Source organism: Bradyrhizobium sp., assembly GCF_049691595.1.
In the GTDB taxonomy this organism is placed as follows: Bacteria; Pseudomonadota; Alphaproteobacteria; order Rhizobiales; family Xanthobacteraceae; genus Bradyrhizobium.
Genome location: NZ_JBAVNZ010000148.1, coordinates 1 through 6766, shown reverse-complemented (window position 1 = coordinate 6766; position 6766 = coordinate 1). Strand labels below are relative to the sequence as shown.

The window sequence follows — 6766 nt, the reverse complement described above, 5'->3', positions numbered from 1 at the left end:
CCCGGATGGAGCAAAGCGAAATCCGGGACTGCTTTACGACCGAGCGTACTTGTCCCGGATTGCGCTTCGCTCCGTCCGGGCTACGTGGCTTCAGTTGCGCTCCGCTATGATCGCGAGCGCTTCGTTGCCACCGATCGGCTGGTCCGCGGGCAATTTCAGGAAATCCGCGCGCTCGCCCGCGATCGCCTTGTCGAGCAGCGTCCGGTAGCGGCGCCGCGAAATCTCGATCGCGCCGAAACTGCGCAGGTGCTCGGTGACATATTGCGTGTCGAGCAGTTCAAAGCCGCCGGCGATCAGGCGGGCCACCAGATGCACCAGCGCCACTTTCGAGGCGTCGCGGGCGCGATGAAACATGCTCTCGCCGAAGAAGGCGCGGCCGAGGCTGACGCCGTATAATCCGCCGACGAGATCGCCGTTCTGCCAGACCTCGACGCTGTGGCAGTGCCCGAGCCGGTGCAGCCCGAGATAGAGATCGCGGATTCGGTTGTTGATCCAGGTGTCGTCGCGGCCGGCCTGCGGCGCGGCACAGCCGGATATCACCGCCTTGAACGCGGTGTTGACGGTCACCGTGAAGGCGTCCGAACGCACGGTGCGCGCCAGCCGCGCGGCGATGCGAAAGCCCTCGAACGGGATAACGCCCCGCATTTCCGGCTCGACCCAGAACAGGGTCGGATCGTCGGCGCTTTCGGCCATCGGGAAGATGCCGCAGGCATAGGCGCGCAACAGCACTTCGGGCGTGATTTCGGAAGAGGCGGAGTCGCGCGACGTCATGGGGCAAGGATAGCAGGGTGCGGATCGCCGGGCGATGGGCAGGAGCGTCACCACGTCATGTCGGCGGGACGGGTTGTCCACAAACCACGCGGTTACGTTCCCGGCTTCCTCAGGAACACCGAGGACGCTATGCTACATTGCAAACAAAACGGCGGCGCCCTGGGGATGACGGGCTGACACGCCGATCGGGATGAAACAAAAGGGGCGCTTGTGAAAATCACCTGGAAGACGATTGCCCCGCTGGGCATCTGGCTCGCGATCTATCTCGTGCCCGTGCCGGCGGGCCTCAATGCCGATCAGTGGCACTATTTCGCGCTGTTTGTGGCCGTCATCGCCGGCCTGATCCTGGAATCGATGCCGGCGGGCGCGGTCGGCCTGATCGGCCTGACGATCGCCGGCGTCGCGGGGTATGTCGAACACGATCCCAACAAATCGCTGCGCTGGATGCTGGGCGGCTTTTCCGAGAGCACGGTGTGGCTGGTGGTCGGCGCGTTCGTGTTCTCGATCGGCTATCGCAGGAGCGGCCTCGGCCGGCGGCTCGCCTTGATGCTGGTACGCAGGCTCGGCGGCCGGACCATCGGCCTCGGCTATGCCGTTGCTTTCTCGGACCTCGTGCTGGCGCCGGCGACGCCGTCCAATACCGCGCGCAGCGGCGGCACCATTTATCCCATCGTCAGCAACATTCCCAGAATCTACGGCTCCGAACCCGGACCCACCGCCGGCAGGATCGGCACCTATGTGATGTGGACCGCGTTCGCGACCACCGCGGTGACGAGCTCGCTGTTCCTCACCGCGCTGGCACCGAACGCGGCCGCGCTGGGCATTGCCAAGAAGATCGCAGGCGTCGACATCAACTGGTCGCAGTGGTTCTTCGGCTTCGCGCCGCTCGGCATTCTGCTGCTGGCGCTGGTGCCGCTGCTGAGCTATGTGATTTGCCGGCCGCAGGTGAAGGAAAGTCCGGAGATCGTCGCGTGGAGTTCGAACGAACTCGCGGCGATGGGCCCGCTGTCGCGCCACGAATGGATCATGGCGGCGCTGGTGCTGCTGGCGATGTTGCTGTGGATCGCGGGGTCTAATCCGAACATTTCCCTCCCGGGCCTCGGTTCCAATTTTATCAACGCGACCACGGTGGTTTTCGTCGTGATTTCGCTGATGCTGGTCACCGGCGTCGTTGCCTTCGATGACATCGCCGCCGAAAAGAGCGTGTGGGAGGTGTTTTTCTATTTCACCTCGTTGCTCACGCTGTCGTCAGGTCTCAACGAGATCGGATTCATCAAATGGCTCACCGAGGGATACGCCAGGCCATTGGCGAGCCTGACGCCGACGCTCGGAATGATCCTGCTGGTCTCGTTCTTCTTCTGGATCCACTATTTCTTCTCCAGCATCACCTCCCATGCCGCGACGGTGCTGCCGGTGGTTCTCGCCGTCGGCAAGGGCATTCCTGACCTGTCGGTGCCGACGCTGACGCTGCTTTGCCTCTATTCGCTTGGCCTGATGGGCGTGATTTCACCCTATGCCACCGGGCCCGCGCCGATGTATTTCGGCAGCGGCTACATCGGAAAGGGCGATTTCTGGAAGTTCGGCCTGATCTTCGGGATGGTCTATTTTGCCGGCCTGCTCGTGATCGTGCTGCCGTGGCTGCGACTGATCGGCTGGTAGCGGCAACCGGTGCGGGCCGCCGGCGCGGCCGTTCAGCCGGCGGGCGGCTGGCCGGCGAGGTACTGTTCCAGCCAGTGGATGTGGTAGTCGCCGTCGATGATGCTGGGTTCCCGGACCAGCGCCCGGAACAGCGGCAGCGTGGTCTCGATGCCTTCGACCACCATCTCGTCCAGCGCACGGCGCAGCCGCATCAGGCATTCGCCGCGGGTCTTGCCGTGGACGATCAGCTTGCCGACCAGCGAGTCGTAATAAGGCGGGATCACGTAGCCCTGATAGACTGCGGAATCGATCCGCACGCCGAGCCCGCCCGGCGGATGAAACTGCGAGATTCTTCCGGGAGAGGGACGGAAAGTCTGCGGATTTTCCGCGTTGATCCGGCATTCGATGGCGTGGCCGATGATCGCGACCTCGTCCTGCGTCATCGGCAGGTCGCCGCCGGCGGCGATGCGGATCTGCTCCAGCACGAGGTCGATGTCGGTGATCATCTCGGTGACGGGATGCTCGACCTGGATGCGGGTGTTCATTTCGATGAAATAGAACTCGCCATCCTCGTACAGGAACTCGATGGTGCCGACGCCGAGATATTTCATGTCCTGCATCGCCTTGGCGCAGGTGGTGCCGATCCTGGCGCGGGCGGTTGCCGAGAGAACCGGCGAGGGGCCTTCCTCCCAGACTTTCTGGTGTCGCCGCTGCAGCGAGCAATCGCGCTCGCCGAGATGGAGCGCGCCGCCACGGCCATCGCCGAGCACCTGGATCTCGATGTGGCGCGGCTTCTCCAGGTATTTCTCCAGATAGACCGACGCATCGCCAAACGCCGACTTGGCCTCGTTCGACGCGGTCGACAGCGCCATCATCAGATCGTCGGCGCTGCGCGCGACCTTCATGCCACGTCCGCCGCCGCCGGCGGCGGCCTTCACCAGCACCGGAAAGCCTATTTTCTTCGCGATCGCCATCGCGTCCTGGTCCGCGCCGACCGCGCCATCGGAGCCGGGCACCACGGGAATGCCGAGTTTTTTCGCGGTCCTCTTGGCCTCGATCTTGTCGCCCATCAGGCGGATATGCTCGGCCTTCGGCCCGATGAAATGCAGATTATGGTCGGCGAGGATTTCGGCGAAGCGGGCATTTTCCGAAAGGAAGCCGTAGCCGGGATGCACCGCGTCCGCGCCGGTGATCTCGCAGGCGGCGAGCAAAGCGGGGATGTTGAGATAGCTGTCCTTCGACGGCGGCGGCCCGATGCAGACGCTTTCATCCGCAAGGCGCACATGCATGGCGTCGGCGTCGGCGGTGGAATGCACGGCAACGGTGAAGATGCCGAGTTCCTTGCAGGCGCGCAGCACACGCAGCGCGATTTCGCCGCGATTGGCTATGAGGATCTTGTCGAACATGGTGTCCTAAAGGGTGAATAGCGAATGGCGAATAGCGAATGGCAGGACAGGAAAAACCATTCGCTATTCGCCACTCGCCATTCGCCTCTACTCAATTATTACCAGCGGCTCGCCGAATTCGACCGGCTGGCCGTCCTCGACGAGAATTTGCGTCACGGTGCCCGCGCGCGGCGAGGGAATCTGGTTCATCGTCTTCATGGCTTCGATGATCACGAGCGTCTGTCCCGCCGAAACCTTGGTGCCGACCTCGATGAAGGGCTTGGCGCCGGGCTCGGGCGCCCAATAGGCGGTGCCGACCATCGGCGAAGGGACGACGCCCGGATGTTTGGCGAGGTCCGTGGCGGCGGCCGGCGCAGCTGCCGCAGCCACAGAAGCGGCCGGCTGGAAATTCGCCGGCATCGCCGCGGCGATGCTGATATTGCGCGCGACGCGCACCCGCAATCCGGCGCGCTCGATCTCGATCTCGGTGAGACTGGTTTCGTCCAGGAGCAGCGCAAGTTCGCGGATGAGCGCGCTGTCCTCGCTCTTGAAATGTGCGGCTGATTTGTCTTCAGGCTGGCGCGCCATGGTCTTGATCCGAAACTTCCTGTCTGATGACGGCAGATACGTCAGGCTCTTGACGTCAGGTTCTTGCCTTGGCGGCTTTTGCCTCGGCGCCGATCTTGGCGGCAAGGCCCGATATTGCGAGCCGGTAGCCGTCGATGCCGAAGCCGCAAAGCGATGCGAAGGCGGCTTTAGCAGTGAAGGAGTGATGCCGGAAGCTCTCGCGGGCGTGAATGTTGCTGATATGCACTTCGACGGTTGGAATCTTCACTGCGACCAGCGCGTCATGCAGCGCGATCGAGGTGTGGGAATAGCCGCCGGCATTGATGACGATCCCGGCGGCCTTGTTCGCATGCGCCTGATGGATGAAATCGATCAGCTCGCCTTCGCGGTTGGATTGCCGGCAATCGGCCGTGAGGCCGAACTGCGCCGCGGTTTCCGCGCACAGTTGTTCCACGTCGGCGAGTTTGGCGTGGCCATAAATCTCAGGCTCGCGGCTCCCCAACAGATTGAGGTTCGGGCCGTTGAGCACATAAATCGTCGCGGCAGATGCCTGGGCCATGCAGAGTTCCAGCGATGTGGTGGTAGGTGGCGGGTTTATAGGTAACAACCGGGCTCAGGGAAAGCCATTGGCTTCGGCGAAAGCCGTGCGAACGCCTCATTCAGCGTATCAGATCGCGCTGCTAACCCACAGAAATCGCTGGTTAACCAATATTTGTGGAAAAACCCGTGACGCCGGGCGCACCGAGACCGCCAGCGGCGTGGCATTCGGTCCGCTTCGTCGCGCCTCGACGATCCCCAACCCAAACCTTGCCGAATTCGACGTGGCGCGCTCCGTTCAGCAGGTCGCCTTGCCGCAACGGGCGACGCCGATCTTTTCCTTCAGACTGTCGACGCCGACCGCGCCGATCACCACCTGCTTGCCGATCACATAGCTCGGCGTCCCGTTCATGCCCATCGCCTCGGCGAGCTTGAAGTTTTCTTCGAGCGTGGCCTTCGGTTCCGCGCTCGCCATGTCCTTTTCCAGCTTCGCCATGTCGAGACCGACTTCCTTGGCAACCGCCATCGCGCGCGCCTTGTCCGCCGCGCCGCGGCCGCCGAGCAGTTTTTGGTGGAAGTCGAGATATTTCTTGCCCGAGGGATCCTGCATGCGAACCGCGACCGCGACCTGAGCGGCCTCGACCGAGCCCTGGCTCAGCACCGGGAATTCCTTGAGCACGACCTTCAGCTTGGGATCGGCCTTCATCAGCTCGAGCATATCGTCCATGGCGCGCTTGCAGTAACCGCAATTGTAGTCGAAAAATTCGACGAAGGTGACGTCGCCGTCCTTGTTGCCGAGAGTCACGCCGCGCGGCGAGTTGAAGATCTTGTCGGCGTTTTCCGCGACGCTTGCCGAATGTTTCGCCGCCTCGGCCGCGGTCTGCCGCTTGCTCAATTCGCTCATCGCCTCTTCGAGCACTTCCGGGTGCGCGATCAGGTAATTCCGGACGATGGTCTCGATATCGCCGCGCTGGCTGTCGGAAAAACCCTGCGCTGATGCGCCGGGCGGGGTGCCGCAAAGGGCGAGCGCTAACAGGGCGGCAGCGAGCAATCGGAGCGAGAGCATTTGCAATTCCTTGTGCGGCGTATAAACAAAGGCCGGTTTCACCCAGCTTGATATGGTATTTGAGTTTATTTCTAGTTGTTTTTCTGGCCCGGCATCGGCTTGGCGCTCACGATGTCGTCAGCCTTGACCCATCCCGGCGTGCCGATCGCGAAGCGCGTCTTCGCCCGCGAGGCAAGGTCGCGCGCGGTCTTGTTGTCGCCGCGCAGATAGGCGGCCTGGGCTGACGCCAGATCGGCCTGCGCGTAGTCTCCCTTCCGGCCATAGGCCATCGCAAGCTGGGTGTAGCCGATCGGCGCCTCGGTCTCGCGCGCCACCGCCGCGCGCAGGATCGCGATGGCCTCGTCAGTATAGGCCTTGTTGTCGGACGCCACGAGCGCCTGGCCAAGCAACATCTCGATAAGCGGCGCGTTATTGGAGAGCTGCACCGCCTTGCGCAGGGACGCAAGCGCTTCCGCCGGCTTGCCGCCTTCCAGCAGCGCCTGGCCGCGCAACTCGTAAAAATAGGCATTGTTCGGCTGCAGCTGGATCAAGCCGTCGATCTGGGCCAGCGCGCTGCGCAAATCGCCATGCCGGTAGGTCGCGATCGCCCGCGCATAGCGCGCGGGGAGGCTGTTGCTGGAAAGCGGATAGCGCCGATAGACGGTGTCCTCGCGTTCCATGAAGGCCGAGATTTTCGCGCGCACCATGTCGTGGCGCAGTTGCAGCGCCGGGTCGTCTTTCTTGTCCCAATAGGGGCTCGAGCGCGCGAGTTCCTGCAGCGCTGCGACACGTTCGGCGGGCATCGGATGCGACTGGACGTAAG

Annotated in this window: 7 protein-coding genes; 1 reads left to right on the top strand and 6 read right to left on the bottom strand. The window is 63.3% G+C overall.

Annotated elements, in window-relative coordinates; genetic code table 11:
* Positions 1–90 precede the first annotated feature (90 nt).
* Complete coding sequence (gene aat, locus WCE35_RS06595) at positions 91–771, bottom strand: leucyl/phenylalanyl-tRNA--protein transferase (RefSeq protein WP_424592543.1); 681 nt, start codon at positions 769–771, stop codon at positions 91–93.
* 210 nt (positions 772–981) lie between these two features.
* On the opposite strand from aat, the gene WCE35_RS06590 reads away from it, so the two are divergent.
* Positions 982–2430, top strand: a complete 1449-nt coding sequence (locus tag WCE35_RS06590) for a DASS family sodium-coupled anion symporter (protein ID WP_424592542.1) — start codon at positions 982–984, stop codon at positions 2428–2430.
* 32 nt (positions 2431–2462) lie between these two features.
* On the opposite strand, the gene accC is transcribed toward WCE35_RS06590, so the two are convergent.
* The 5 genes from accC to WCE35_RS06565 all read right to left on the bottom strand — a co-directional run.
* Positions 2463–3815: an acetyl-CoA carboxylase biotin carboxylase subunit gene (gene accC / locus WCE35_RS06585; RefSeq protein WP_424592541.1), complete on the bottom strand. Its 1353-nt coding sequence runs from the start codon at positions 3813–3815 to the stop codon at positions 2463–2465.
* Positions 3816–3902: 87 nt separating this feature from the next.
* The gene (gene accB, locus WCE35_RS06580) at positions 3903–4382 is read right to left on the bottom strand and encodes an acetyl-CoA carboxylase biotin carboxyl carrier protein (protein WP_424592540.1); all 480 of its coding nucleotides are present in this window, start codon (positions 4380–4382) and stop codon (positions 3903–3905) included.
* 55 nt (positions 4383–4437) lie between these two features.
* Positions 4438–4920, bottom strand: coding sequence for a type II 3-dehydroquinate dehydratase (aroQ, locus tag WCE35_RS06575; protein ID WP_424592539.1), 483 nt, complete (start codon positions 4918–4920; stop codon positions 4438–4440).
* Positions 4921–5196: 276 nt separating this feature from the next.
* Entirely contained in the window at positions 5197–5964 is a 768-nt protein-coding gene (locus WCE35_RS06570) for a DsbA family protein (protein WP_424592538.1), read from the bottom strand.
* A 71-nt stretch (positions 5965–6035) separates the two neighbouring features.
* The coding region (locus tag WCE35_RS06565; RefSeq protein WP_424592537.1) for a tetratricopeptide repeat protein at positions 6036–6766 on the bottom strand (731 nt) is incomplete at its 5' end.